Source organism: Enterocloster citroniae, assembly GCF_040545455.1.
GTDB lineage: Bacteria > Bacillota > Clostridia > Lachnospirales > Lachnospiraceae > Enterocloster > Enterocloster citroniae.
The window spans coordinates 40,449-66,036 of sequence record NZ_JBEPLZ010000002.1 but is presented as its reverse complement, the minus strand read 5'-3'; the positions used below and the strand labels follow the sequence as shown (position 1 = coordinate 66,036).

Below are 25,588 nucleotides of genomic sequence, written 5' to 3'. Positions count from 1 at the left end.
CGCCCTCCTATTCCACTGTTTTCGGAACCTTGAACGCGCCGTCCTTTTGCTCAGGCGCATTTGCAAGGATATTGTCACGCTCATCCCTGTTGGTCACCACATCCTCCCGGAACACATTGGTCACCGGGAACACATGGGACATGGGTTCCACGCCGGATGTGTCCAGTTCATTCAGTTTATCAATATAATCCAGCATGCGGCCCATATCCTTTTTGGCAGCTTCCTTTTCCTCATCGGAAAGCTCCAGCTTTGCCAGAATGCCCACATACTCGATGGTTTCATCGCTTATAATGTTTGCCATGGTAATACTCCTCTCTGATTCCGATCATGTCTCTTTCCAGATATGTCTCTCCCGCGTCCTATGGTTCCAGCCTTGTCACATCCCTTGGGAACATGCAGGTCTCCCTTACATTCTGTTCATCCAATAGCCGCATGGTCAGGCGCTCCAGGCCGATTCCCAGGCCGCCGTGGGGCGGCATTCCGTACTTGAAGATCATGAGATAGGACTGGATATCCTGGGGATCCATGCCCCGCCTGGTCATTTTCTCAATGATCCGGTCATAGTCGTGGATCCTCTGTCCTCCTGTGGTCACCTCCAGCCCGCGCAGCAACAGGTCAAAGCTCAGTGTGAACTTGGGATCCTGCGGGTCATCCATGGCATAAAAGGGACGCTTTTTGGAGGGGTAGTGGGTCACAAACACAAAATCACTGCCTGACTTTTCCTTAAAGTAGCGGCCGATCAGCAGTTCCTCCTCCGGCTCCAGGTCATATGGGTTGCGGATCTTCCTGTTATATGCTTCAGATACCAGCCGTTTTGCCTCATCAAAGCGCACAGCAGGGATGCGGCTCACATCCGGCAGGGTTACCTTTAGCAGATCCAGCTCCTTTTTGTAATCCTGTTCCAGCAAAGCCATGACGTACTGGAGCATACCTGTCTCCATCTCCATCACATCCTCAAATCCATCGATATACCCCATCTCAAAATCCAGGCTGGTATATTCGTTCAGATGGCGGGTGGTATTGTGCTTTTCTGCCCGGAACACAGGGGCTGCCTCAAATACCCTGTCATAGACTCCCACCATGGTCTGTTTATAAAACTGGGGACTCTGGCCCAGCTCTGCTTTTTTATTGAAGTAATCCAGACGGAACACATTGGAACCGCCCTCCGCGCCTCTGGCCACGATTTTGGGCGTATGGATCTCCGTAAAGCCCTGGCTGAACAGATAGTCCCTGAATCCTCTTACGATCCCTTCCTGTATCTTAAACTTTGCCCGCTCCCTGATATTTCTCAGTGAAATGGGACGCAGGGCCAGTTTGGTCTCCAGGGAAGTGTTCAGCTTCCATTTGCTGATGGCAATGGGCATGGGCTGTGCAGGCTTGGACAGGACACGGATGCCCTGCAGGCGGATCTCAAAGCCCTGGGGCGCTCTCTCCTCCCCACGGACCGTTCCCGTCACCTCCACCGTGCTCTCCTCCTTCAGCTCCCTGATATCAAACCCTGATTTCCTTCCCTCGTATACACACTGTACCAGCCCTTCCGCCTTTCTCAAAACAATGAATGAAATCTCCCCCATCTGACGTATGGTGTGGACAGCGCCATTCATATGAACCGTCTTCCCGTCATAATCCCCGCTTCGTATATCCCGGATACCCAGGACAGCCTTCTCCTTAACTCCGCTTACAAAATCCATGGTTGTTTCTCCTTTCGGAACGTGTTTGGTATACTTTGACATCCGGTTCCGGAACATTTCCAGGAAAATGCAAACGGCTTTTCCAATACAACAAAAACGCCCCGGAACACAGTAACTGCATTCCGGGACGGGATTTCATTCATATGATATTCCCGCGGTACCACCCGCATTGGGATCCGGGCCTGTATGCCTGCCTTCCTGTACGCTAATACAGTCAGAGCACATCATACGGTGTCAGTTCCCCTCTCTTTGTACGTAACGTGTACAACGGATATACCTACTGCCGGCCTTAACCGCTTCAATATATCAGCTCCGGAGTGTTCCCTTTGCCCAGTCCTGCGCGGAGGCGCTCTCAGTCGGTGACGCCTTCCTTCCTGTTACATTTCTCAGGCAAGAGTCTCTTTCATTGCTTTTAATTATTTATCTAATAAAATAGTACATTCATCCGCTAAAGTCAAGAACCAAAATTTACAACTTTTGATTTTTAGAAAATTTGTATATTCCATAGTCATATTTCATACATTACACTATGAAAACTTTATATTATAAAGGAGCTCACCATGTTATCCTTGGATCATTTCCATTTTTCCTCAGACATGCCGTACCCGCCAGTAAAGGCTGAGGAAAAGAATCCGGCCTATGCCAGGGTCATACTGGACAATGTAGGCGGCGCCAATTCTGAGATGTCAGCCATAAGCCTTTATGTTTATAACAATCTGATGACGGAATCAAATAAGGAGATTGCCGATGTTTTCCGCAGGATCAGCATTGTGGAAATGCATCATTTGGAAATTTTTGGAAAATTAGCATTGCAGCTGGGAGAAGATCCCAGGATGTGGACCCAGTACGGATGCAAAAGGACTTACTGGTCTCCCAGCTACAACCAGTATCCCCGGGAACTTCCTGCCCTGATGCGCAATGCCATCGACAGTGAGAAGGCGGCCATCAGCAAGTATCAGCACCAGATATCATACATACGGGATGAAAATATCACGGAAAACCTGCGCCGTATCATCATGGATGAACGGCTTCATGTGGAAATCCTGGAACAGGTCTATGCTTCCAGCTGCTCTATGCATGTCTGATATTTGTGAACTCAGAGATCTCCCTGCTGATGGTGCACAGGTCATCCACATCCATGTCATGAATATTGTGGTGGCCCGTGATCCTTGCAAAGGTCTTTATCTCCTCCAGAGAGACATTTAAAAAGTTTGCCACCCTCTGCGCTGCCGCATCCATAGGCAGGCGGCGGCGCAGAGCCTCATCCTGGGTAGCCACCCCAACCGGGCACATACCGGTCCCGCAGATGCGGTACTGCTGGCAGGCCGCTGCGATCAGGGCCGCTGATGCGATGGCCACCGCATCGGCACCCATTGCCAGAGCCTTTGCAAAGTCGGAGGACACCCTGAGCCCGCCTGTGATCACCAGTTCCATGTCCGCTCCCACCTCATCCAGATATTTTCTTGCCCGGTACAGGGCATAGATGGTAGGTACGCTGGCGGAGTCCCTGATCAGCTTGGGGCTGGCCCCTGTGGCTCCGCCCCGGCCGTCTATGGTAATAAAATCCGGTCCTGCATACACGCAGAACTCCAGATCCTTTTCGATCCTGCCTGCCGCGATCTTAATTCCAATGGGCCTGCCTTCAGACTCCTCCCTGAGCCTGTCCACAAGAGCCTTCAGGTCTTCCTTGGAGTCGATCCCCGGGAAACGGGAGGGACTGATCACATCCCGGCCCAAGGGCTTGCCGCGCACAGCCGCAATCTCCGGTGTCACCTTGCTGCCGGGCAGATGACCGCCCATTCCCGGCTTTGTGCCCTGTCCGATCTTAATCTCAATTGCATCTGCACGCCGCAGGTTCTCCTCCGACACACTGTACAGGTTTGGTACGTATTCAAATATATACTTGTATGCGGCCTCCCTCTCCTGCGGGAGGATCCCCCCTTCACCGGAACACATGGCAGTGCGCGCCATTGCGCTGCCCATTGCCAGGGCTGTCTTTGTCTCCTTTGACAGGGCGCCAAAGGACATATGGGAAATGTAGACCGGATGCTCCAATACCATAGGCTTCCTGGCCTTTTTGCCAATGATGGTCTCCGTCTTCACCGGCGCGTGCTCATCTAACGGCATGGGATTTAACTGGGCGCCTAAAAACAGGATGTCATCCCATCCCGGCATACTCATCTGTGTGCCCATGGCAGCTATGATGGACTTGCCCTTGACAGCCATCTCATGGATTTCATCCATATACCGGCTGTCCGTGCCTAACCTTGCGTATTCCGGATCATAGGGAAGGGCTTCCCTTTTCTCCGGGGAAGCCGGGGCGGATGCGGCCGAGGCCGGGGCAGCAGATACGGGGGCGGCCGGGGCGGACACAGACCCGGACAGACGGCTCTCATTCCCGGACACGCTGGGGACACCCCCGGCCGGCACCAGCTTATCGGAGGCAACTCTGCAAACCGGACAGACCTTTAATTCACGGACCGGAACCCCCTCTTTTTCTTCATCATACATGGAACCACAGAACCTGCAGCGGTATATTGCCATAACTTTACCCCTTTCTTATCCGTCTTGCAATAATAGTAATCGTTACTATTTTAAATATACCATAAATCCCACCGTCTGTCCAGACAATATTCAGCAAACATTAAAAAGCAGATCCCCCGCCTGCCTTCATAATACCTGCGCCCATTGACTTTACTATATGGATAATGTTACAATAACCACTATGCACAAATGAGAAAGGATGTTATTACATGTCACAAGAAAACAAGATGGGCACCATGCCCGTCCGCAGATTACTGATCTCCATGTCCCTGCCCATGATCATTTCCATGCTGGTCCAGGCCCTGTATAATATCGTGGACAGTGTCTTTGTTTCCATGATCAATCAGGCGGCCCTCACCGCGGTCTCCATGGCGTTCCCCATCCAAAACCTGCTGATCGCGGTTTCCGCTGGAACATGCGTGGGCGTCAATGCCCTGCTGTCCCGCTCCCTGGGCGAAAAAAATGCCAAGAATGCCAATCTGGCGGCTGCCAACGGACTGTTTCTGGCATTTCTAAGCTTTCTGGTATTTGCAGTCTTTGGCCTGTTTGGGGCAAGGCTGTTCTTTGAAAGCCAGACAGATAATCCCGTTATCATTGAATACGGCGTTCAATACCTGCAGATCGTCTGCATTTTCAGCTTTGGCCTGTTTGGGGAAATGATGTTCGAGAGGATCCTCCAGTCCACGGGGCAAACCTTCTACTGCATGATCACCCAGGGAACAGGGGCCATTATCAACATCATTCTGGACCCCATCCTGATCTTTGGTCTGGCGGGTATGCCCAAGATGGGGATCCAGGGCGCTGCCGCTGCCACCGTGTTTGGGCAGATCGTGGCCATGGTGCTGGCCGGATGCCTGAATCACGCCAAGAATAAGGATGTGCGCATCAGTTTTAAGGGCTTTCGTCCCCATGGAAGGACCATATCCGTCATCTACCAGGTGGGCGTTCCTTCCATTATAATGCAGTCCATCAGTTCGGTCATGACCTTTGGCCTGAACAAGATCCTTATCACCTTTTCAGAGACAGCGGTGGCTGTGTTCGGCGTTTACTTTAAGCTTCAGAGCTTTATATTCATGCCCATCTTCGGCCTCAACAACGGCATGATCCCTATTATTGCCTACAACTATGGAGCCAGGAACCGGAAGCGTATCATGGAAACCGTGCGTTTAAGCATTGGGATCGCGGTGGGGATCATGTTCATCGGACTGACCGTGTTCCAGCTCATGACCCCGCAGCTGCTCATGCTCTTCCAGGCGGACGCGGACATGCTGTCCATCGGCGTCCCGGCCCTGCGCATCATCAGCCTCAGCTTCCTGTTTGCCGGATACTGCATCATCGTAGGTTCCGTGTTCCAGGCCATGGGCAACGGTGTCTACAGCCTGATGGTATCCGTAGCCAGGCAGCTGGTATGTATCCTTCCCCTGGCGTACTTTTTTGCCAGGACCTTTGGGCTCCACATGGTATGGTACTCCATCCCCCTGGCTGAGATCACCTCGGTAGTGCTCAGTTCCATCCTGTTTCGGAAGATCTATGTGGAGAAGATACGGCCTCTTGGGGAAAAGTAATCCTAATTATGGAAAAGATGGGGTAAAAATTTAATAAAGTCCATTGCCTCCAGGGAAAGATCCTTATGTTTTTTATAAACCACCGCATAGGAGCGGATGGCAGTTTGGTTGAGAATCCGGCAGTATATAGGCTGCCGGATATTTTTATGGATTCGTTCCGTCACTAATTCCGGTACAAAGCCAACTCCCATTCCAACCCCGATCAAAGTATTGATGGCATCCCAATTGGTAAGCTCATACAGAATGTTCGGCCGAAATCCGGCTGCCTTACATAAATCCATCCCCATTCGGTAAAAACGCTGCTCCGGCTTTAAAAAGATAAAGGATTCATCCTTTGCATCAGACAGGTCAATAAAAGGGAAGTCTCTGGCAAGGGAAGATTTCAGTTTGGAGCGCAAAGGGCTGGAGGATGGAATAGCAAACAGGATCTGTTCCTGCTGCAAAACCTGATATTCCAGGGAGCCTTCACTTCGCAGAGGCAGTGGGATCAAACTAAAATCCACCTCATCTTTTAATACCATCTCCTCCAGAGCCAGTGAAGTCCCCTCCACAATATCAATATGGATTCCCGGATAAAGCCTGTAAAAGGACGGAAGGATCTTGATCAGATAATAGGAACTGTAAAATGTTGATATACCCATCCGAATATTGCCTCTTTTCATGAGCGCAATATTTACCATATGTTCTTTCAGCTGATGGCTGAGTCTTAAAATATTTTCTCCCTCTGACACAAACAATTCCCCGGCAGAGCTCAATTTCACGGAATGCGTACTTCTCTCAAACAGGCTTACGCCCAACTCCTGTTCCAACCGTTTTACCGCCAGGCTGAGGGCCGGCTGGCTTATGAAGCATTTGGCGGCAGCGGCAGAAAAGCTCCCCTCCTCTGCGATGGTACGTATATACTCAATATCCTTTAGCTGCATGATTTTAACTCCTTTTTACAAGAAAGAGGACAAGGTTTTACAGGTTTTTTTCATAAGTTTTACTTATAAATTTATTTTATAAATCTATTATAAACAAGTATTTCATTTTTGACAATATTCATCTTATAATTCCAAATGTGACAATCATTACACAGATTGAGGGAATTTCGTCAGGATTTATAAAATTTATTTATAAGGAGGCATCAGCATGAAACGATCAGATGTCATCGCCGCAGGGCTGCTTTTATTTCCGGCATTTGCCTGTTTGACCTTGTTTAATTTTCTTCCAGTCATAAGAAACGTACTTTTAAGCTTTACGTCCTGGAATATGGTTGTGGGGGATCCGAAATTTGTGGGTCTCAATAATTATAAGGAGCTATTCACCAGCCAGGATTTTAGAAACAGCGTGATCGTTACAGTCCGCTATGCACTAATGTTTGTTCCCGTAACCATAGCCCTGGGATTTCTCCTTGCATCCCTTTTGGCCAGAAAAAGCGCGGTCAATGTGCTGTACAGAACCATCTTTTTTGCCCCCTATGTAACATCCATGGTAGCCATGTCAGCCGTCTTCCTTTATATATATCATCCTCAGTACGGAACACTGAATACGCTGCTGAAATCCCTGGGAATTGAACCCCTGCAGTGGCTAAACAGCAAAAAGACGGCGCTTCCATCCCTTGTTGCGATGAATTGCTGGAAAACAACCGGTTTTTGCGCCGTGGTTTATTTGGGAGCACTGTTAAATGTGTCAGATGAGTTGAAGGAGGCAGCTGAGATCGATGGCGCCAGCAGACTGCAGAAACTTTGGCTCATAGAAGCGCCTTTGGTTTCCCCCACTACCTTTATGCTGGTGATCACAGTGACAATCGAGGCATTTAAAGTATTTACACAGATCAATGTCATGACATCAGGAGGGCCGGATTCCGCTACCACAAATATGCTCACCTACATGTTTGTACAGGCATTTGAGCAATTTCGGGTAGGATATGGTGGAGCAGTGGCAGTTATTATGCTTTTAACAGTCCTTATCATTAATTTTGTTCAGATGGCTTTTGAGAAATATGTAAATTATGACATATAAGAGAGGAAAACAGGTTATGAAGAAACGATTTACGGTCTATGACTTTATAAGGCATTTAATCCTGATTTCCTTTGCTGCAGTCATATTGTTTCCTTTCCTGTGGATGATATGTGCTTCCTTTAAGGAGGAACAGGATGTGTTTGTTGAAAACTTTCACCTTTTCCCCAGCAGTTGGAAATTTGAAAATTATGTGGATGCCTGGAATGCAGCACCCTTTGGAGCATTTTTCATCAACAGCATGAAAGCGGCAGCCATTTCCGTTGTCTGCCAGACCACATTCTGCTCCATGGCGGCATATGCCTTTGCCAAACTGCAATTTCCGTTTAAAAAAACGCTTTTTTCTCTTATGCTGGCCATGCTCATCCTGCCCGAGGAGGCAGCCATTATTTCAAATTATCTTCTGGCTCAAAAGCTGAACCTGGTAAATACCTCTTTTGGGGTGGCTATGATGCAGCTGGTAAATGTATTTAATATTTTCCTGATGCGCCAGATTTTTATGACCGTGCCCGATGACCTGATCCAATCAGCCAGTCTGGACGGATGCGGCAGTATCCAGGTATTCTGGCATATCATTCTTCCAAATGCCAAAAGCAGTATAGCAACGGTGGCACTGCTGTCATTCCTAAATTCATGGAATAACTATATGTGGCCTTATATGGTAACGGATGAGAACCGTTTCCGGACCCTGCAGATCGGTCTGCGATATCTGATCAGACCTGATCTGGGTCCCCAATGGCCCATGATCATGGCTGCTTCCACTATGATCCTGATACCTGTAATGATGCTGTTTGTTTTCCTTCAAAAGTATTTTGTGGAAGGAATGCTTACATCAGGAATAAAATAAAAAGGAGAGAACGAACATGAAAAGAAAAATGTATGGCCTGGTAATCAGTATGGCCGCAGCCCTTATAATGACAGGCTGCGGGCAGACCCCTGCTGTTCAGGAAAAAAGTGGGGCTGAATCTGCAGACGCTCAAACCAGTTCACCGCAGAATCCCAAGGGGACGACCCAGGAATCACTGTCTTCAGGGACAGATATTGAGCCTGCGGATGAAATCACATTCTGGTCTACCAAAGAGGACTGCTTTGCTGAACTTTGTGAGGAGTTCACCAGGGAGACAGGAATCAAAGTAAACGCAACCTACATGGGCGGCTATGACGATATGGTAAATAAAGTGATGGCGGGAATTGCAGGAAAAAAGCTTCCGGATGTGGCACAGCTGGGACAGCGTCACGGGCTTGCCCAGATGTATGACAGCGGTTATCTTCTTCCAGTGGAGGATTATATTTCAAAGGATATCATGGATGACATTCTTCCGGGCTTTTGGAAACGTTTTACCTACAAGGATAAAAAAGTGATCCTTCCCTTCCAGAACAGCATGCCTATGCTGTATTACAACAAAACCATGTTTGACCAGGCAGGCATTCCCGTTCCCAAGACCATGGAAGATGTGGTTTCTGCCGCAAAGGAAATCAAGGATGTGACCGGCAATTATGGGTTTACTTTTCACAGCGATTATCCCTGGTATATAATGGCGTTAATGTACAACAGCTCTACGGCGCCTATTGCAGGCAACAAACCACAGATGAATACAGAGCCTGTGAAAAAGATTTTTGAACAAGTATCCCAGATGGCCAATGTGGATGGAAGCATGCCTAAAAATCAGCATTCCACCGCTCAGGAAGACTTCTGTAATGGGAAGATCGGAATGCTCATGACTTCCTGTGCAAGCTATGCCAAAGTAGAAAAACTGGTGGATGGTAAATTTGAGATTGCTCTGGCATCCTTTCCCCGGGTCAATACAATGGATATTACCATGGGCGGAAACGGACTTGGACTGTTTAAGACAACCCCTGAAAAACAAAAAGCAGCCACTATGTTTGTGGAATTTATGCTGGATGATGAGAGGGTTGCCTCAAACTGTCTGACCTCAGGCTATATACCTGTAACCAATGGTGCCACTGATACAGAAACCTACAGGAAATATCTGGAGGATCCAAACCGCCAGGTGGTTAATGAACAGCTTCCGTATCTGGGCGGTGCCGCAGTGAATCCGGCCGACTCTTTGGTATGGAGTGAGATCATGAGCCTGGTAGATTCCGTGGAAGCAGAACCCGATGTGGATCTGGATGGACGTTTGGCAGAAATAGATGGTAAAATAGAAAAATATCTAAATGAATATGCAGGTAAATGATCATGTTTATAAATTACGCGCACAGAGGAGCCAGCGCTTATGCTCCTGAAAACACCCTTTCCGCATTTTATCTGGGGCTGGAAATGGGGGCAAACGGAATCGAGACAGACATCAGAAGGACAAAGGATGGACAGCTTGTTCTCTTTCATGATGCCACCCTTGAGCAGGCAGCAGGTCTTCAGGGTGGAGTGGACCGTTACACGCTTCAGGAGCTGAGGAAGGTGATGATCTACGGAAGACCGGGATTTATTCCGGATCACATCGTAACTTTGGATGAATTCATGTACTATTTCGGCTACCGTCAACTGACCTTTGCCATTGAACTAAAGGAAAACGGGGTTGAAGCAGATTCCCTGGATATCATTAAAAGCTACGGGGCTGCGGATAAATGTATTTTCACATCATTTAATTACAGTTCCCTGGTCTGTTTAAGAAAACATGACGCAGATGTACGTATTGGATACCTGTTCCGGAATCCAACCTCCCAGGTTATAGGGGAGGCCAAGGCAATAAATTGCTTTCAGGTCTGTCCCCATGTGGATATGCTTAATGCAGATAACGTAAAGCAGCTGAAAAAAGAAGGCTTTTCTGTCAGGGCATGGGGAATCACGGATGAGAACAGGATGGGAAAATGTATCGCCTATGGGGTGGACGGAGGAATGACGATCAATTTTCCTGATAAATTGACTGCTGCAATGAAAAAAGCAGGACTGGATAAGCTCTCCTAAAATAATCTGTCTCATTAGAAAAGTGCTGTCCCGTTTATGATTTTCCAATCATACCCGGTACAGCACTTTTTGTCTGTCATCTTATCTATACCCTCAATGGACAAGGGCGCCTCAGATCCCTGGCTCCTTACTGTGCGCTGTAATTCAGCCGCACCGTGATCATGGCCGTTTTAAGCCGTGAGCTGGTATCCAGGGCTCCGTCATAGCTGTAGGACTCGGAACTGGAATTCCTGGCCGTGATCTGGAATACTCCCAGATTGGCGCTGAGAAGCGTCCCTGGTGTGCCCCCTGTTCCCGATGCTATGATATCCACCCGCTTCTTGGCATTGGCGGTTGCCTTCTCAATCAGGTCCAGCTTCATCTCATCCAGCTTTGTATAATAATACTCCGGCTGATTGGATTCCAGTTCCACCCCTGCCTCGATCAATGTGGAGATATCCCTGGAGATCGCCTCCACCTTATCGATATCGTAGGAAGATACCGTCATGGTCTGGGTCAGTTCATATCCGTCCGGTTCATCTCCCAGATACCTTCCCTCATCATCATATCTGGATGTGTATTTCTGGGAAATGTTAATGGAACTGAATACCATCTCATCCTCCGACACCTGGTTATCCTCCAGATACTTCTTTACCAGCCCGGCATCCTTCTTGATCACGCTGTACGCCTCCTTGGGCGTGTTGCCCCGCACGGAAAAACTGCCTCTCCACACGATCAGGTCCGACTCAAAATCACAGCTGGCCGAGCCCGTGGCCGTAATACCGCTGCCTCCTGCGCTTTTCTTGTAGTCTACCAGCCCACTGGTAAAGATCATCACGCAGGCAACTGCACTGACCGCTGCGATCAGGGCAATGATCACTGATCTGTACTCCCGCATCCCACAAAACCTCCTTTTTATGAACTATATTCAGTATAGCATGGGGCCTGTTAAATACATATAACGGTTTCCTTAATATTTTCTGGCAAATAACCGCCATTCTGTTGCTTATGGAGTGAAAAGCGTGGTAGAATGGAAGCGTAGTTTTCCGGAACCAAGTTGAAAGGAAGCAGCACAACCATGAAGAAATATGTTCGCAGCACAACCATATATATCGTACTTGCCCTGGCTATCCTGCTCCCGGTTTGGACAGCCCCTTTTTATGCTTCCCAAAAACCGGACAGCCAGGAGTACATACAGGACATACCTGACTCTGAGCCCAAGGTCCTGACCGTTGGTTATTCCCCCATTCCCGGCATCTGCACCGTGGACGCCTTCGGAAATCTCCAGGGGCTGATGATCGATTATCTAAACGAGATCGCCAAATATAATAATTGGGATTATACATACGTGGAGGCGGACCCCAATGATCTGATCGATGAATTCATTGAGGGGAAATTCGATCTTGTGGGAGGCGCTTATTATCTCCCATCCCTTGAGCAATACATGGCATATCCCAAATACAGCATGGGCAACAGCAAAGCGGTCCTCCTGTGCCGCAAAGATGATCCTGATATAAAAAGCTATGAACTCAATACCCTAAACGGAAAGATAATCGGCGTATACGGACAGGCTGATGAAAAAATCCGCCGGCTCAGAGACTTCCTCCAGCTCAACAGCATCCAGTGCGGAGTCCGGATCTATTCCATAGAAGATCTGTCCTCAGAAGGGGATCTGTATCGTTTTCTGGAAAACGGGGATGTGGATCTCCTTCTGGGCAATGAAACAGAGGCGGGCACTGACTTCAGGATCGCTGCTGAATTTACCGCCCAGCCATATTATATTGTAACCAGACCGGGGAATCAGGAGATCCTGGACGGGCTGAATCTGGGATTGGAAAAGATCCTGGATTCCGAACCTAGATTCTCAGATGAAAGATATGAAAAGAATTTTCAGAATGTGGACACTTCCAAAATCCAGTTGAGCCAGGAGGAACTGGATTATGTTGCACAAAAGAAAACGGTCACAGTGGCTGCCGTGGAAAACTGGCATCCTTTTTATTGTCTGAATAATAACTCAGACCATCACAGCGGCATATTGCCTGACCTGCTTGCAAATATTTCTGATTACTCAGGCCTTACATTTAATTATGTATTTACAAAGACCTATGAGGAGGCAGTGGAACTGGTAAAGGCCAGAAAGGCCGATATGCTGGGAAATTATCTGGATCCACAGGAATATGCTGCTCAGAACGGCCTTGCCCTATCCCGGTCCTACATGAACCTTAACAATATTATTGTCAAGAATAAATCTGCCAACTATCCATCGGATGGACTTACTGCAGGTATCATGAACGGACGTTTTATGCCCGCCGGAATCCCCTGCTCCCAGATCCGGTATTATGACAGCCCGGAGGATTGCCTGCGGGCTGTCAACAGCAATGAAGTGGATTTTGCTTATGGCCTTTCCTCCTCCATTGAACAGGAGATGCAGAATCACCGGTACGCCAATGTGGTTCCTATCAGCAGTATTAACAACAGCACTGAAATATGTTTTGCCATGGACCGCCCCATCAATCCCGACCTTATGACGATCCTGAACAAAGCGATCGGCAACCTGTCCACGGGTGAAAGGAATGCCCTGACAAACCGCAACATGGTATCCATGGGATATTCCTCCATGTCCATGTCTGAACTGATCTACGCCAATCCGCTGGCCTTTATAAGCATCTTCAGCGCATTTGTGCTCATGGCAGCCGCTTCCCTGGTCATGATCATGAGGGCTCGCTTAAAAAATTCCATGATCCAAAGTGAGCTGGAAAAAGCAGAGGCCAAGAGTAAAGCCAAGGGAGAATTTTTGTCCAGGATGAGCCACGAGATACGGACCCCCATGAATGCCATCATGGGACTGGCAAACCTGACCTGCATGGAAGAACATCTCCCAGCCCAGGTGGAGACCAATTTAAAAAAGATACTCTCCTCCTCCCAGTACCTTCTGTCCCTGATCAATGACATACTGGATATGTCCAGGATTGAAAACGGAAAATTGCAGATCTCTCCGGAGACGTTTTCACTCAGGAACCTTCTGGATGATCTGGAAAGCATGATGCGCACCCAGGCGGAAGCCAGGCAGCTTCGGTTTGAAGTGGATTTTAAGCTTTCTCATTCCAGCATAGACGGGGATCCGGTGCGGCTGCGCCAGGTGCTTGTAAACCTGCTCTCCAACGCGATCAAATTCACCCCAAAAGGGGGCCTGGTTCAGATACTGGTCCATGAGACGGATTCAGACATGGGAACCGCATCCTTCCTGTTCTCTGTAAAGGATAATGGAGTGGGAATCCCCCTGGAATACCAGAAACGGATCTTTGATTCCTTTGAACAGCTGGGATCCTCGGTATCCAGAAGTGAAGGCACGGGACTGGGCCTTCCTATCAGCAGCAGCATTGTCCAGGCCATGGGCGGTAAACTGGAATTACGCAGCATTCCCGATAAGGGATCTGAATTCTTTTTCCTTCTCCGCTTCCCCCTCTCCCAATGCGCCCAGGAGACCCCGAAGTTATCTCCGGCCCCTGACCATATGGAGACGGGACACGCGGAGACAGTAAGCCTTAAGGGAGTACGCATCCTGCTGGCTGAGGACAATGACCTGAATGCAGAGATCGCCGTTGAGCTGCTTCAGATGTGGGGAGCACAGGTGGACAGGGCCTGCAATGGCCAGGAGGCCCTGGACCTGTTCACCGGCGGCCCTGCCGGACAATACCAGGCCATATTGATGGATATCCGGATGCCTGTCATGGACGGACTGGACGCAACCGTAAACATCCGCTCCAGCTCCCATCCGGACAGCGCCTCAGTGCCGATCATTGCAATGACTGCCAACTCCTTTAAGGAAGACTCCGATGCAGCTGCCAAAGCGGGCATGACCGGGTTTGTGTCAAAACCAGTGGATATGGATTATCTGCTAAAGGTACTTGGAGAAAATATACGGAACGCATAAGGGGCCTTATTGCCCTGCTTTCCACGCCTTTATTTCATCCAGCCGCTTCTTTACCTCAGGTTCATCCCCCTGTCCATGGGGATGATAGTATGTCCTGCCCAAAAGCCCGTCCGGCAGGCACTGCATACGCGCCACCTTTTGTTCGGTGTCATGGGCATACACATATCCGCTGCCGTAGTGCAGCTCTTCCATCAGCTTTGTGGGAGCGTTCCTTATATTCAGCGGAACGGTTTCCGCCATTGTGGCCTGGGCATCCTCTTTGGCCGCATTATAGGCCACATAGGCGGAATTGGATTTAGGGGCCATGGACAGATAGATCACCGCGTGGCTCAGATGCACATTGCACTCTGGCATGCCCAGAAAATGACATGCCTCATAGGCTGCCACTGCCAGGGGAAGGGCATGGCTGTCAGCCATCCCTATATCCTCGCTGGCAAAGCGTATCAGGCGGCGGGCCACGTATAAGGGATCCTCCCCTGCCTCCAGCATCCGGGCCAGCCAGTACACGGCCGCATCCGGGTCCGTGTTGCGCATGGATTTGTGGAGGGCTGATATAATGTTATAATGCTCCTCACCCTTTTTATCGTACAAAAAGCTTTTCTTTCCAATACACTGTTTCAGCACTTCCATGGTGACCGTTGTCTTATCTGCGCCGATCTCTCCGTTGGTCACTGCCATCTCCAATGTGTTCAGCGCGGTTCTGGCATCTCCGGCAGCAAACATCGCGATCATATCCAGCATATGGTCATCAATATCCACATTCAGATAACCCAGTCCCTTCTCACTGCGGATGGCAATCTTTAAAAGGTTTGTCAGGTCCTCCTGGGTCAGTGCCTGAAGTACAAATACCCTGCACCGGGAAAGAAGAGCCCCGTTAATCTCAAAGGAGGGATTCTCCGTGGTGGCTCCGATGAGTATGATGCTTCCCTTTTCCACATAGGGCAAAAAGGCATCCTGCTGGGCCTTGTTGAAACGGTGGATCTCGTCCACGAAAACAACGGTTTTGATCCCCATTCTGCGGCTGTTCTCAGCCTGGGCCATCACGTCCTTGATCTCTTTGATACCGCTGGTAACAGCGCTGAAATTGATGAACTGGGCATGTGTTTTGTGAGCGATAATGCCGGCCAGGGTTGTCTTCCCCACTCCCGGCGGTCCCCAAAAGATCATGGAAGGGATCTTATCCTGCTCTATGAGCTGGCGAAGAAGCTTCCCCTTCCCCAAAAGATGCTCCTGTCCCACAAATCCATCCAGATCCTCCGGCCTCAGCCGGCTGGCCAGGGGGTTGTATACTTCACGGTCGTCAAACAACGACATCTGCTCCATCATGATCATGCGCTCCTTCCAGAATCTATACACTACAGGTCTATGAAAACCAAATTCATTCTAGCCTAAGTATATGGGATGCCTGAGAAAGAGTCAATCTATTTCCCGCAACATAAAACGTAGGATCCCAAAGGGTGTCATCCCTCAGAATCCTACGTGTTTCTTTTTCATCCCGGATATTCAAACAAATAACGCTTTGCAAAATAGTATGTAACCGTTCCGTTACACACCAGGGTCCGGTCCTCATGATACAGGCGCAGGTCCGCTGGTATAGCCAGCTTCTTCTGGACCTGATCCTGGTGGTACAGCCTCACCTCATAGACCTCCTTTCCGGTCTTCAGGCTCTCCAGTCCGTCCCGGCAGTCCAGGACTGCGTAAAACAGTTCCTTCTCCTCGCCCATTCGGACAATTGCCGTATAATACACATCCCGGCTCAGTTTACCCGCCTCACTTGGAAGGGACAGCTGTACCTGGAAAAGATCGGGATGGTCACCGGCAAGTTCCAGGGTGATCCCATGATTTACCCATATGCCTTCCCGGTCATACAGTTTAAAGGGAATGCCCGGCTGTTTGAAAATCAAGGGCGCATTCTCCGGCACCTCCATGAGAATATCCAGATTCTCTGTCATGTGAAATACAACTGCCTGACGCCCCTTAGAGGAACCGTCCTCTGGATGGAACATCTCTATCTCCATCTCCGTGTGGTAGAACCCGCAGCTGAGATCATCTGATAAGAACACCTTTCTCACCACAACGGGCGCATTGTCAGCATCCCGGTCCCCGTCAGCTTCTTCATGGGAATCCCCCTGCGCCCGGTCCCCGTTGTTCTTCTGCTCCCTCTCTCCGCCGTTCTCCTGGGCGTCCTGTTCCCCACTCTTTTCCACCTTTTTAAGATACACGTGTACACGCCTCATATAGGCCAAATATACATAGAGAACGCACATCACAAGACTGATGATACCGCTGCCAAAGCTGCTTTTAAATGCCCTGAAGCTGTACTTCACCAGAAATGCAAGGGGGAGCAGTGTGATGAGATAATATACGGGAAGGCTCATCTCACTGCGGCTGTTGGATCTTCCCGTAAAACGGTCCCGGTTATAGAGGAATAAAAAACTTTCATAGGTTTTGCTGCAATGTCCGCACCTGCCCCGGTAGAAACTGGGTTTTTCAATGTCCCTGCCGCACCAGGGACATTTGTTCTCTGTGATCCGCATAATTGTGGCTCCTGTCCGGCTGTCACGCTTTTCCTTAGATTTACTGATTATTATCATAACATAAAAAAGCGATTGCTGCCAAGCTTTTTAGCATACCCCCTGTTTGGTCACTGTGAAAAACCCTCCGGCCCTTTTTCCCAGTATTAAGACCTCTTCCCTCAGATATACCTTAACCGCTCTCTGTTCACGAATCCGCCTCAGGGGCATAAACCACATATCTGCAGGTTCAGTCTCCCGGTGTGGATTCCGGCCGCAGTAAGGACGGTATATCCCCATTTCACTAGCTGTACTTAAATTATAGACAAAGTACCTCCAAAGTTGAAGGAACTTAAGGTTTAACTTCTTTTGAATAGACACATCTTTATTTCCGGAATCATTTTTCTCGTATATTGATATCCGGCTTCCATACACGCCATCATCTGGTCAAAGGTGAGAAGACCGGCCTTTTCCGGAAGGGGAGGCTTAAGTAAAAGCGCTCCGCTGTTGGAGCCGCATGCCTTCAGCCGTTCGCTCATAATGGAAAAGGAATGGGTGGCTGTTTCCAGGATGGAATCATCCGAGGGGGCGCAGTACCGCCCTCCTATGTCCACTGATATGACTGTTTGGATTCCGGCTTTCTGTAAAAGATTTTCAGGCAGATTGTCGGTAACACCTCCGTCCACCAGTCTGTAATTTCCCATCTCCAGGGGAGAGAAAATGGCCGGAACGCTGGAGCTGGCCATCATCACTTCGCACAGATACCCATCCCACACCCAGTGCAGATCCTTCCGGTCCCTGACCTCATCTATATTGGTAAAGCACAGGGTCCTGCCGCTCATCAGGTCAACTGCCGGGATCACAAGCTTTACAATGGACTCATCCAGCTGTTTCCCACCTGTCAGCTCATTAAAATAGGCCAGCAGCTTTTTTCCCTTTATAAGGCCGGACAGGCTTACATTCATGCCGGCCAGCAGCTGGGGCATAAATCCCAGAAGTCCGGCATAATCCGGGTCCAGATAGTCATTTCCATGTTTGGACAAATGCTTTACCACCTTCTCCATCTCGGAGACCGGCATTCCTGAAGCGTACAGCCCTGCCACGATACTGCCCGCGCTGGTCCCCGCCACTGCCGGGGGCAGTATCCGTGCTTCCTCCAGGGCCTTTAACACGCCCACATGTGCCGCACCTCTGGTGCCGCCGCCCGCCAGGGCCAGGCCATATTCCATAAAAAATCCCCTCCGGTTTACATACCTTATAGATTAAGGTATGCCGGAGAGGATCTTTATGTTTTAGTCCGGGCAATGGTTTATGGATTCATTTTGTGGATTCCATCCAGCTTTCTGTCGATGGGTTCAGGTAATGGGGATTAAATTCAATCACCTTATACTCCTGGATCCCGTTCAGACAAAACGGTTCATTGGCCAGATAGTGTTCTGTCTCTTCCAGGGTCTCTGCTCTCATGATGAACATGCCCCCGCTCATATCAGCCTTCAGCCCGGAGATCAGTATCATTCCCCGGTCCATGGCTTTCTGGGTGTAGGCCATGTGCTGTTTCATAATATGATCATTCATATTTTCCGCATTTTGTATGATTCCCTCTACCATATAATATTTCATATCGTTCCTCCTGCTAATAGGATGCTGCCGTATTACTTTATTATACTACGGATTCCAGCACCTGCACAGGCTTTCCAGCATTTCCCCGCAAAGCCCCAGGATCATTTGGATCTCATCTCCGGAAAGATCATCAAAATGGATTCCGCATTCCACGGTCACCGGTTCTTTAAGCAGCCGGCTGATCTCCTCCGCCCAGTGTCCGCTGATGACGCCGTCCCTGTGTCCCGGAAACTGGATGGTCATGGTTTCCTGGCCCGGAACAGCCCGGCTGAACGCCCCCACATGGGTCCTGGTGCCTCCTGTAACCAGTATGACGGCGCCCTCGTCCAGCCGGAAGGCGCGGGCCGTGATGGTGCCCCGGACGTGGGAAAATGTAATGGTCTTTGTAATGGTCAGTTCTCTTTCCATATTTTTTTCCATACAGGACCTATCCTTCCCAGCGCCGGAAGGACTGGCATTCCAGGCCAAACTGATCCATTATCTTTCCCACAACATGGACGGTCATCTCCTCAATGGTCTCCGGCCTCTGGTAATAGCTCATCACCGGAGGAAGGATGACGGCGCCCATCTGGGACAGTTCATACATGTTGCGCAAATGGATGGGGCTCAGGGGACATTCCCTGGTGACCAGAACCAGCCTTCGCCGCTCCTTTATGGTTACGTCCGCGGCTCTGAGAAGAAGGCTGTCGCTGTATCCGCTGTGGATTCCCGCCAGGGTCTTCATGCTGCAGGGCACCACTGCCATCCCCAGGGTTTTGAAGCTTCCGCTGGCCAGTGAAGCGCCCAGGTCCTGGTTGTCATACACTGTGCCGGCCAGCCGCTTCACCTCCTCCAGCCCGTATCCGGTCTCCTGGTCAATGGTCAGTTCCCCTCCCCTGGATATAACCAGATGAGTTCCGATGCCGGATCTTCTCAGTTCCTTTAACAGGGCAATGGCAATGGGTGCCCCCGATGCTCCGCTGATCCCAATAACTAATTTTTCAGCCATATGTCAGGGTTCACCTCCATAAAGCGTGCCCGCTTAAACGTTTCCTTAAGTCCAAAGGGCACGGTACAGTCAAAGATTGTTTTGCATGCAATTCCTTTGCCCCGTATGCTAACGCTGTATTCCGGGGAATTGGATGGATCCAGGGGATGGCATCGCACTCCCGGAATGGTTATGATATCCGTATCTCCCTGGAACCTCGTATTCATGGCCCACAGCACATCACTCATATCAAAACAGTCCACATCCTCATCCACCAGGAATACATGCTTAAGCTCGCTGAAGGCGGAAAAGGCCAGCAGGGCAGCCTGGCGCTGGCGCCCCTCATCGCTCTCCGTCTTTTTCTCAAACTGCAGCACCGCCATATATTTTCCTCCACCGGCCGATGGGCAGTATACATTTTGCAGCCTGCCCGGCATGGCCTTTTCCACCATTCCGTAAATGCTGGCCTCGGTGGGGATGCCCGCCATGGAGACATGCTCCTCGCTGGGGCCAATGCAGGTCTGCATCACGGGATGGAGCCTGTGGGTCACTGCCTTTACCTTAATAATCCAGCACTGGCTGCTGGCAGGCCCTGTGTATCCGGGGAATTCAGGCATGGCATACCCGGTATGGCTGTTCTGGTCCTCCTGTACCCTTACGCCTGGACACACTTCCCCCTCAATGACATACTCCGCATTTGCAATGGCGCGCTGGTCCACGGTCAGACAGCGGCACAGTTTTACCGGCTCTCCTCTGAGTGCTCCGGCAATGGAAAGCTCATCATAGCCCAGGGGCGTGGTGGGCGGCTCAAAGCAGGAACCGATCTCAATGGCCGGATCCACCCCGATGCTCACCGATATGGGCAGGCTGCGGCCCAATTCCTCCGCTCTCTCCGCCATTGCCCCTATGTGGCGGGCACCCGGGGTGAAAAAGATGGACAGCTCATCCTTTCCCTGGATGCACAGCCTGTGGATGGTCACATCACTGACACCTGTGTCCGGATGGCTGGCATAGCACATTCCCAAAGTGATATAAGGTCCCGCGTCATCCGGTGTGTTAGTGGGCGCAGGCACCAGCTTTGCAAGGTCAAACCCTGGTTCATCAGACCGGTGCACCACCTCCTGGCAGGGAGCGTCCCCTTCTATCAGCACGGGCTGTATGGGGTTGGATGCACATTCCCAAAGCCGTTTCCCCAGATTCTGGGGCTCACAGTCAAGAAGCGCGGCCACCCGTGTCCTGGAAGCCAGGACACCAATGGCAACTCTTGCATCCGGATGTCCCTTGATCTTATGAAACACCATGGCCGGTCCCTCTTTGGTGGGGCGCATCACCGTACCGCCTGCCCCAATATGGCGGTATACGCCGGAAAGCTCCGCCCTTGGATCCACCTCCACATCTGTCTCGGCATACTGTCCCGGGATTGTTTTTAGCAGCTCCAGGGCCGAACGCAGATCCTTTACAGGATGCTTTCCATTTTTTGTGTCCGCCTTTTTCTTTTCCATCTTTGTCATCTCCACCGCTTTATTCCTCCTTGATCCGATCAATGTCATTATTCCTACCCATAGTTTATATTTTTTTACCTATGGAATCAATTCAAGTTGTGGTATAATTGTTTCCAGATTGGAATGATTATCAGACTGGCCGGAGGTGTATTATGACATTTGAACAGCTGCAGTGTTTTATTGCCTCAGTGGAGGAGCATACATTTCTGGATGCAGCGGAATCCCTGCATATATCTCAGTCCTCCCTTTCCAAACAGATCATGAAACTGGAGCAGGAACTGGAAGTTGAGCTGTGGGACAGAAAAAAAAGGAAAGCAGTTCTTACAAAAGCCGGGCTGCTCTTCTATCAGGACGCCCGGATCCTGATCAAGCAATATACGGACGCGAAAAACAAGCTTAACAGGTATCGGAGCCAGGCGCAATATACCCTGTCCATCGGTACGCTTCCCATTTTATCCCAATATCAGCTCACACCTGTGTTCACTCATTTCCGTGAAACCCACCCCCGGCTGCACCTGTCCCTTCACGAGGTGGAGGAGGAGGATCTGATGGAAGGGTTTGACCGAGGCGCTTACGATTTAGTCATTGCAAGGTGCGCCATGCTGGACAGGGTGCACCATGTGTGGCAGCTCATCGGGGATGATGAACTGGATGCCGTGCTTCCCCGCAGCCATCCTCTGTCCTCCCGGTCCTCTGTCCGTCTGGAGGAGCTGCGGAATGAGGATTTTATCTTCATGAATCCTTATACATCCATTCACCAGCTGTGTTCCAGGCTGTGCTCCCAAGCTGGGTTTACTCCCAACATCCTGCGCACAGCCAGGGTGGAATCCATTCTCAGCGCGGTCCAGATCGGCGAGGGCATCAGCCTGCTGGCCGGAAACAGCGTCCGTATCTTCAAACCGGAGGAGATAGCCGTGGTGCCATTGGAACCAGGGATCCCCATTCCCGTGGTATTGGGCCGGATGAAGGGAAGGCATGTTACAAAAGCCATGGGGCAGTTCTGGGATTATTGCGGCCGGGAGCTGGGGCGGTGACAGGTGCTCCTCATTCCGTTCTCCGCTCTCTGCGATCAGCATCCTGACGGAACTGATTCTGAAACGGGTGCTCTACCGGATCAACAGGCGTATGTGCCGGAAGTGTATTCAGAAATTAATTTAGAAACCATGCAACTTTTTCCATTTCTGCCACGTCTAATGAGGGTAATCAAAATTAGTGACATGATATGGAGGAATACATAATGAAAAAAAGATACTTAGTGGCTGCTGCAATTTTGGCTTTTGCCCTATCCGCTTCCGCCTGCTCCGGCAAGACAGCAAGCGTTACCAAGACAACCACTGTCCCAATGGCAGAGGCTTCCAGAGAACAGGACTCCAAAGAACAGGCATCCAAAGAGCAGACTGATACCGACCCGGAGGAGGAAAACGCCTCCAATACGTCCGAGGGCGTACTCACAGGTATTGTGGATGTGAATAAAGGATTTATGATCACCGTTATCTCTGATGAAGATTCAGAATCCTATGTTTTTGGCCTGGATGAAAAGCAGAGCGAAACATATAAGGATATCAAACCCGGAGATACGGTTTCCGTTACCTACACCAACGGCCTTCCCAGCCCGGATAATATGGACACGGTTGTTATAGATATCGAAGTTGAGTAATTAAATGTTTTAATAAAATACCTTCCATGGAGTGGTGCGTGCACCTCTCATGGAAGGTATTTTATTGAGATGGGGCAGCCCCGTATCCTTAATCCAGATGGAACACTGGTTGGAAATCCACACATACCGGGCTGTTATCCCGGTTGGTTTCCATAATATCAGCCATGTAATCCCACCATTTGCGGTTGATGGGCGTGTCCGCTGATCCGGCCCAGAGGGCTTCATCCTCCACCTCCAGGTAACCGTACAAAACATTGGTTTCCCTGTCAAGAAAAATGGAATAATTCTTCCCGCCATGCCGGCGGATCATCTCTTTCATCTCCGGCCACAGTTCATTGTGGCGGCGCTCATATTCCTCTGCCATACCCGGATAGAGGAACATCTTAAATCCTTTCCTGGTCATGCTTTGTCCCCTCCTTGTTGACCCTTATACTTATCATACTGTAAAAACGGGTAAAAAATAAGGACGTTATTTGTTCAAAACAACGTCCTTATTTTACAATCCGCAGCCTTTTCACACCTGCATTTTTTCACACCTGCATTTCCACACTTACAGTTTTTCTCACACCCACAGCATAGGCTGCCGTGATGCAATATTTCTCCTGGCCTCCTCATCCGTGGATTCCGCCGGAAGCCGGTCGTACAGATCCAGAAGTTCCCGGCGCCCCAGCGCGCAGCCGGCCAGGATCATAAATCCATACCTTGCCGGGAACGCATCAAAATGCATGACGTCCGGGGGATACGGCCAGCATTTCTTGTCCAATACATAGGGGGTTATAAAATCCAGGGCCTTCTTTATGCTTTTTCCATCCGGGGACTCATACTCCCACAGATTGTCCCCGGGCGAGGACAAAAGGTGGCACATCGACACCATGTTGTCCACAATAAAGAGGGAATAATTGTAGGGTTTGGTCCTTCCCAGTTCCCGGGGAAAAGAACCGTCCTCTGCCTCCTGTTTTAAAAGGCCCTTCTTGTAATATTCCCTGCAGAAATCCACGATCCGTTCATTGTCCGTAAATCGCGCAAATGCCGCTGCCTGTACAAAAAAGCACACCCCATGGTTGTTGTCTTTGTTCATTTCCTGTATGCCGTTGGCATCAGTCAGCATCCATCCAAGATACCTGGCAAACCATTTTTTCAGTCCCTCGTAGACCTCAGGCTCCATGGAAGGTGACTTTCTCAAATGCTCAATGGCAAACACCACATCCACCAGATGAAGGGTATCAATGATCCCGATCCCCCTACCAGGACAGATTCCAAGAATGGCCTGGGCATAGGACAGGTGAGGCGCCATATAGGTGTCCCTGTCCAGGAAAAACTCCCCAAGGTGCCGGACCGCCCGCGCTGCATATTGTTCTTCCCCTGTGAGAACATAAGCAGATGTGAGGAATACAACATTGGTACGCATCTGGCGCATGATGATCCGATGTCCGTTAAAATTGTCCGGATTGGTCTGTCCGTCCCTCTGTATGTATGGCAGTCCATCCGGCGTATCGGGATTTGGCCACCAATAATCGCCGTTGGAGTAATAATCATGGGGTCCGCCTGTGCTGCGCGGGCTCTGCACATCCGTGATATGGAGCACTGGGGCCTTTAAGGCCGCCCGCGCTTTTTCCATCACCCAATCCGTATCACGCCACCTGGGTTCTGTCTTATAATCCATTTTGTACCTGATCATATTCCTACCTGCTTTATCTGTTTAATTCTGCTTTTGCGCAGTTCAGCAATGCTTTCATATATCCGGTGCAGTAGGCCCAGGACGGGTTCTCCCCTCCCACGCTTTCTCCCCACACGGGAACATGGTCCACATGGATGGCTCCGTCATAATCATAGCGTACAAACTGTTTCATCAGTTCATACATATCCATGTATCCGTCCTCCAGCAGGGTCTCCTCAAAATACGGGATCGTACTGCTTACATTTCTAAAATGCACCAGGAGAACCTTTTTGTTCTCCACAAAATATTGGATGTCCTCCATTACATTGCCGAACTTGTCCCCGCCTTCCAGCCAGCATCCGATACACATTTTCATCCCCAGATAGGGGCTGTTGCCGGCCAGCTCAAAGGCATGCTTGTAATCCTCCGCCGATGTGATCAGGTTGGAGATCCCAACCAGGCAGTCCACGGGCGGATCGTTGGGATGAAGGGCGATTTTAACGTTTGCCTCCTCACAAACAGGAAGGGTACGGTCCAGGAAATACTTAAAGTTATCCCACATTTCCTCCTTTGTGTAGAGCCTTCCGTGTGTATACGGACGTTTTTCCAGCTCGCCGATATCAACCACACGCCCGATTCCTCCCCTGGTATGCCGGCTCACCTTAAACGCGGTGGTCAGTACCTGGTTGGGCTCCCATGTCATGTACACAACAGGGATCCCGGCTTTTCCCAGGATACGGTTAAAATTGTTGTAATCCTCAATGGCCTTATCCCTGCCCTCTAATCCCAGGTGGATTTTATCGCTCTTGTAAAGCCCAACATTACCAGCATCCGTTACGGTCAGGTCAAATTTCCTAAGACGTTCCGTGAACCGCATCACGGAATCATAGTCCGTGTGCTCATCCTTAAATATCACATATACGTATTTTACACCCATCTGTTTGATGAACAAAAGCTGTTCATCCGTGTAATCAGACACTACTTTTGACTGAACCTTGATTTTGTCTCCCAGCATAATTAATCCCCTTTAAC

General features: G+C 49.9%; 24 protein-coding genes. 9 read left to right on the top strand and 15 right to left on the bottom strand.

Features of this window, described 5'->3' with window-relative positions; all coding sequences use genetic code 11:
* Positions 1–7: 7 nt before the first annotated feature.
* Both gatC and aspS read right to left on the bottom strand, forming a co-directional pair.
* Complete coding sequence (gatC, locus tag ABID13_RS02345) at positions 8–301, bottom strand: Asp-tRNA(Asn)/Glu-tRNA(Gln) amidotransferase subunit GatC (protein ID WP_048929863.1); 294 nt, start codon at positions 299–301, stop codon at positions 8–10.
* A gap of 58 nt (positions 302–359) precedes the next feature.
* Complete coding sequence (gene aspS / locus ABID13_RS02340) at positions 360–1,691, bottom strand: aspartate--tRNA(Asn) ligase (RefSeq protein WP_045092842.1); 1,332 nt, start codon at positions 1,689–1,691, stop codon at positions 360–362.
* 560 nt (positions 1,692–2,251) lie between these two features.
* Here aspS and ABID13_RS02335 point away from each other — a divergent pair.
* Positions 2,252–2,776, top strand: a complete 525-nt coding sequence (locus ABID13_RS02335) for a ferritin-like domain-containing protein (RefSeq protein WP_007860836.1) — start codon at positions 2,252–2,254, stop codon at positions 2,774–2,776.
* On the opposite strand, the gene ABID13_RS02330 is transcribed toward ABID13_RS02335, so the two are convergent.
* Entirely contained in the window at positions 2,763–4,235 is a 1,473-nt protein-coding gene (locus ABID13_RS02330; RefSeq protein ID WP_007860838.1) for a glutamate synthase-related protein, read from the bottom strand. The two genes, ABID13_RS02335 and ABID13_RS02330, sit on opposite strands and share 14 nt — an antisense overlap.
* 209 nt (positions 4,236–4,444) lie before the next feature.
* On the opposite strand from ABID13_RS02330, the gene ABID13_RS02325 reads away from it, so the two are divergent.
* Positions 4,445–5,800 (top strand): MATE family efflux transporter, encoded by a 1,356-nt coding sequence (locus tag ABID13_RS02325; RefSeq protein ID WP_117450758.1) that lies wholly within the window; start codon positions 4,445–4,447, stop codon positions 5,798–5,800.
* A 2-nt stretch (positions 5,801–5,802) separates the two neighbouring features.
* On the opposite strand, the gene ABID13_RS02320 is transcribed toward ABID13_RS02325, so the two are convergent.
* On the bottom strand, positions 5,803–6,723 hold the full coding sequence (locus tag ABID13_RS02320) for a LysR family transcriptional regulator (RefSeq protein ID WP_007860840.1): 921 nt from the start codon (positions 6,721–6,723) through the stop codon (positions 5,803–5,805).
* Between the two features lie 208 nt (positions 6,724–6,931).
* On the opposite strand from ABID13_RS02320, the gene ABID13_RS02315 reads away from it, so the two are divergent.
* Genes ABID13_RS02315 through ABID13_RS02300 form a run of 4 tightly spaced genes read left to right on the top strand, consistent with a single transcriptional unit; the run spans position 6,932 to position 10,727 of the window.
* On the top strand, positions 6,932–7,804 hold the full coding sequence (locus ABID13_RS02315; protein ID WP_048929864.1) for a carbohydrate ABC transporter permease: 873 nt from the start codon (positions 6,932–6,934) through the stop codon (positions 7,802–7,804).
* Between the two features lie 16 nt (positions 7,805–7,820).
* Positions 7,821–8,648, top strand: coding sequence for a carbohydrate ABC transporter permease (locus ABID13_RS02310; RefSeq protein WP_007860842.1), 828 nt, complete (start codon positions 7,821–7,823; stop codon positions 8,646–8,648).
* Between the two features lie 16 nt (positions 8,649–8,664).
* Positions 8,665–9,999: an ABC transporter substrate-binding protein gene (locus tag ABID13_RS02305; RefSeq protein WP_048929865.1), complete on the top strand. Its 1,335-nt coding sequence runs from the start codon at positions 8,665–8,667 to the stop codon at positions 9,997–9,999.
* Between the two features lie 2 nt (positions 10,000–10,001).
* A complete protein-coding gene (locus ABID13_RS02300; RefSeq protein WP_048929866.1) occupies positions 10,002–10,727 on the top strand; it encodes a glycerophosphodiester phosphodiesterase in 726 nt (241 codons plus the stop codon).
* A 127-nt stretch (positions 10,728–10,854) separates the two neighbouring features.
* Here the strand turns inward: ABID13_RS02300 and ABID13_RS02295 are convergent, their stop codons facing one another.
* Entirely contained in the window at positions 10,855–11,604 is a 750-nt protein-coding gene (locus ABID13_RS02295) for an SIMPL domain-containing protein (protein WP_048929867.1), read from the bottom strand.
* Positions 11,605–11,784: 180 nt separating this feature from the next.
* On the opposite strand from ABID13_RS02295, the gene ABID13_RS02290 reads away from it, so the two are divergent.
* Positions 11,785–14,640 (top strand): ATP-binding protein, encoded by a 2,856-nt coding sequence (locus tag ABID13_RS02290; RefSeq protein ID WP_007860848.1) that lies wholly within the window; start codon positions 11,785–11,787, stop codon positions 14,638–14,640.
* A 6-nt stretch (positions 14,641–14,646) separates the two neighbouring features.
* Here ABID13_RS02290 and ABID13_RS02285 read toward each other — a convergent pair whose 3' ends face one another.
* The 7 genes from ABID13_RS02285 to ABID13_RS02255 form a co-directional block, all read right to left on the bottom strand.
* Positions 14,647–15,963 carry a replication-associated recombination protein A gene (locus tag ABID13_RS02285; RefSeq protein WP_040415734.1) on the bottom strand — a complete coding sequence of 439 codons (1,317 nt, stop codon included), beginning with the start codon at positions 15,961–15,963 and terminating at the stop codon, positions 14,647–14,649.
* Between the two features lie 167 nt (positions 15,964–16,130).
* Positions 16,131–17,177: a VanZ family protein gene (locus ABID13_RS02280; protein WP_048929868.1), complete on the bottom strand. Its 1,047-nt coding sequence runs from the start codon at positions 17,175–17,177 to the stop codon at positions 16,131–16,133.
* A gap of 335 nt (positions 17,178–17,512) precedes the next feature.
* Complete coding sequence (locus tag ABID13_RS02275; protein ID WP_048929870.1) at positions 17,513–18,382, bottom strand: patatin-like phospholipase family protein; 870 nt, start codon at positions 18,380–18,382, stop codon at positions 17,513–17,515.
* An 88-nt stretch (positions 18,383–18,470) separates the two neighbouring features.
* The gene (locus ABID13_RS02270; protein WP_045092834.1) at positions 18,471–18,773 is read right to left on the bottom strand and encodes a YciI family protein; all 303 of its coding nucleotides are present in this window, start codon (positions 18,771–18,773) and stop codon (positions 18,471–18,473) included.
* Between the two features lie 45 nt (positions 18,774–18,818).
* Positions 18,819–19,193 (bottom strand): prenylated flavin chaperone LpdD, encoded by a 375-nt coding sequence (gene lpdD, locus ABID13_RS02265; protein WP_007860857.1) that lies wholly within the window; start codon positions 19,191–19,193, stop codon positions 18,819–18,821.
* A 7-nt stretch (positions 19,194–19,200) separates the two neighbouring features.
* Positions 19,201–19,761 (bottom strand): UbiX family flavin prenyltransferase, encoded by a 561-nt coding sequence (locus ABID13_RS02260; RefSeq protein WP_007860861.1) that lies wholly within the window; start codon positions 19,759–19,761, stop codon positions 19,201–19,203.
* Entirely contained in the window at positions 19,746–21,251 is a 1,506-nt protein-coding gene (locus ABID13_RS02255) for a UbiD family decarboxylase (RefSeq protein WP_227161788.1), read from the bottom strand. Before ABID13_RS02255 ends, ABID13_RS02260 begins: the two co-directional genes overlap by 16 nt.
* Positions 21,252–21,394: 143 nt before the next feature.
* Between ABID13_RS02255 and ABID13_RS02250 the strand changes: the two genes are divergently transcribed.
* Entirely contained in the window at positions 21,395–22,276 is an 882-nt protein-coding gene (locus ABID13_RS02250; RefSeq protein WP_045092832.1) for a LysR family transcriptional regulator, read from the top strand.
* 203 nt (positions 22,277–22,479) lie between these two features.
* The gene (locus tag ABID13_RS02245; RefSeq protein WP_048929872.1) at positions 22,480–22,899 is read left to right on the top strand and encodes a hypothetical protein; all 420 of its coding nucleotides are present in this window, start codon (positions 22,480–22,482) and stop codon (positions 22,897–22,899) included.
* An 88-nt stretch (positions 22,900–22,987) separates the two neighbouring features.
* Here the strand turns inward: ABID13_RS02245 and rhaM are convergent, their stop codons facing one another.
* From rhaM to ABID13_RS02230, 3 genes are all read right to left on the bottom strand, one after another.
* The gene (gene rhaM / locus ABID13_RS02240) at positions 22,988–23,302 is read right to left on the bottom strand and encodes an L-rhamnose mutarotase (RefSeq protein WP_007860886.1); all 315 of its coding nucleotides are present in this window, start codon (positions 23,300–23,302) and stop codon (positions 22,988–22,990) included.
* A gap of 159 nt (positions 23,303–23,461) precedes the next feature.
* Positions 23,462–24,577 carry an alginate lyase family protein gene (locus ABID13_RS02235; RefSeq protein WP_048929873.1) on the bottom strand — a complete coding sequence of 372 codons (1,116 nt, stop codon included), beginning with the start codon at positions 24,575–24,577 and terminating at the stop codon, positions 23,462–23,464.
* A 13-nt stretch (positions 24,578–24,590) separates the two neighbouring features.
* Positions 24,591–25,571 carry a mannonate dehydratase gene (locus ABID13_RS02230; protein ID WP_007860888.1) on the bottom strand — a complete coding sequence of 327 codons (981 nt, stop codon included), beginning with the start codon at positions 25,569–25,571 and terminating at the stop codon, positions 24,591–24,593.
* Positions 25,572–25,588: the final 17 nt, after the last annotated feature.

What these genes read in the sequence shown, in the direction of transcription:
- ABID13_RS02245 (WP_048929872.1), top strand. Translation starts at nt 22,480, where the DNA reads ATGAAAAAAAGATACTTAGTGGCTGCTGCAATTTTGGCTTTTGCCCTA.
- ABID13_RS02275 (WP_048929870.1), bottom strand. Translation starts at nt 18,382, where the DNA reads ATGGAATATGGCCTGGCCCTGGCGGGCGGCGGCACCAGAGGTGCGGCA.
- ABID13_RS02330 (WP_007860838.1), bottom strand. Translation starts at nt 4,235, where the DNA reads ATGGCAATATACCGCTGCAGGTTCTGTGGTTCCATGTATGATGAAGAA.
- ABID13_RS02280 (WP_048929868.1), bottom strand. Translation starts at nt 17,177, where the DNA reads ATGCGGATCACAGAGAACAAATGTCCCTGGTGCGGCAGGGACATTGAA.
- ABID13_RS02320 (WP_007860840.1), bottom strand. Translation starts at nt 6,723, where the DNA reads ATGCAGCTAAAGGATATTGAGTATATACGTACCATCGCAGAGGAGGGG.
- rhaM (WP_007860886.1), bottom strand. Translation starts at nt 23,302, where the DNA reads ATGACCAGGAAAGGATTTAAGATGTTCCTCTATCCGGGTATGGCAGAG.
- ABID13_RS02325 (WP_117450758.1), top strand. Translation starts at nt 4,445, where the DNA reads ATGTCACAAGAAAACAAGATGGGCACCATGCCCGTCCGCAGATTACTG.
- ABID13_RS02270 (WP_045092834.1), bottom strand. Translation starts at nt 18,773, where the DNA reads ATGAAATATTATATGGTAGAGGGAATCATACAAAATGCGGAAAATATG.
- ABID13_RS02305 (WP_048929865.1), top strand. Translation starts at nt 8,665, where the DNA reads ATGAAAAGAAAAATGTATGGCCTGGTAATCAGTATGGCCGCAGCCCTT.
- ABID13_RS02285 (WP_040415734.1), bottom strand. Translation starts at nt 15,963, where the DNA reads ATGGAGCAGATGTCGTTGTTTGACGACCGTGAAGTATACAACCCCCTG.
- ABID13_RS02255 (WP_227161788.1), bottom strand. Translation starts at nt 21,251, where the DNA reads ATGACAAAGATGGAAAAGAAAAAGGCGGACACAAAAAATGGAAAGCAT.
- ABID13_RS02315 (WP_048929864.1), top strand. Translation starts at nt 6,932, where the DNA reads ATGAAACGATCAGATGTCATCGCCGCAGGGCTGCTTTTATTTCCGGCA.
- ABID13_RS02230 (WP_007860888.1), bottom strand. Translation starts at nt 25,571, where the DNA reads ATGCTGGGAGACAAAATCAAGGTTCAGTCAAAAGTAGTGTCTGATTAC.
- ABID13_RS02300 (WP_048929866.1), top strand. Translation starts at nt 10,002, where the DNA reads ATGTTTATAAATTACGCGCACAGAGGAGCCAGCGCTTATGCTCCTGAA.
- ABID13_RS02290 (WP_007860848.1), top strand. Translation starts at nt 11,785, where the DNA reads ATGAAGAAATATGTTCGCAGCACAACCATATATATCGTACTTGCCCTG.
- ABID13_RS02310 (WP_007860842.1), top strand. Translation starts at nt 7,821, where the DNA reads ATGAAGAAACGATTTACGGTCTATGACTTTATAAGGCATTTAATCCTG.
- aspS (WP_045092842.1), bottom strand. Translation starts at nt 1,691, where the DNA reads ATGGATTTTGTAAGCGGAGTTAAGGAGAAGGCTGTCCTGGGTATCCGG.
- ABID13_RS02250 (WP_045092832.1), top strand. Translation starts at nt 21,395, where the DNA reads ATGACATTTGAACAGCTGCAGTGTTTTATTGCCTCAGTGGAGGAGCAT.
- ABID13_RS02260 (WP_007860861.1), bottom strand. Translation starts at nt 19,761, where the DNA reads ATGGCTGAAAAATTAGTTATTGGGATCAGCGGAGCATCGGGGGCACCC.
- ABID13_RS02295 (WP_048929867.1), bottom strand. Translation starts at nt 11,604, where the DNA reads ATGCGGGAGTACAGATCAGTGATCATTGCCCTGATCGCAGCGGTCAGT.
- ABID13_RS02235 (WP_048929873.1), bottom strand. Translation starts at nt 24,577, where the DNA reads ATGATCAGGTACAAAATGGATTATAAGACAGAACCCAGGTGGCGTGAT.
- ABID13_RS02335 (WP_007860836.1), top strand. Translation starts at nt 2,252, where the DNA reads ATGTTATCCTTGGATCATTTCCATTTTTCCTCAGACATGCCGTACCCG.
- gatC (WP_048929863.1), bottom strand. Translation starts at nt 301, where the DNA reads ATGGCAAACATTATAAGCGATGAAACCATCGAGTATGTGGGCATTCTG.
- lpdD (WP_007860857.1), bottom strand. Translation starts at nt 19,193, where the DNA reads ATGGAAAAAAATATGGAAAGAGAACTGACCATTACAAAGACCATTACA.